At 60.5% G+C, this 397-nt stretch carries 1 protein-coding gene; it reads left to right on the top strand.

Annotated features, from left to right (window positions below):
* The coding region (locus ACZ2IA_RS22825) for an IS21 family transposase (protein ID WP_470294880.1) at positions 1-397 on the top strand (397 nt) is incomplete at both ends.

The raw sequence follows: 397 nt of genomic DNA, 5'->3' as shown, positions 1-397 counted from the left end.
TTTCAGGAACTTCAACAAGCCGGTTTCACCGGGGCCTATTCCCGCGTGACCGCTTTCATTCGGAAATGGCGAGCGGACACGGCCAGTCCGTCGGCCAAGTCGGCCTTCGTCCCACTCAAGTTCGCACTCGGCGAAGCCTTTCAGTTTGACTGGAGTGAAGAGTCGCTGTTGATCGGCGGTATCCATCGCAAGATCATGCTGGCCCATCTCAAGCTCTGCGCCAGTCGTGCCTTCGCCCTGGCGGCCTATCCCGGCCAGAGTCACGAGATGCTGTTTGATGCCCACACGAGAGCGTTCCAGATGCTGGGTGGCGTTCCCAATCGCGGCATCTACGACAACATGAAGACCGCCGTGGACAAGGTGCTGCCGGGCAAGGGGCGTGTCGTCAACGCCCGCT

The organism is Crenobacter sp. CS_VA4 (assembly GCF_055597485.1).
The sequence above is the reverse complement of the archived record's forward strand: the minus strand, read 5'-3'. Positions and strand labels throughout refer to the sequence as shown.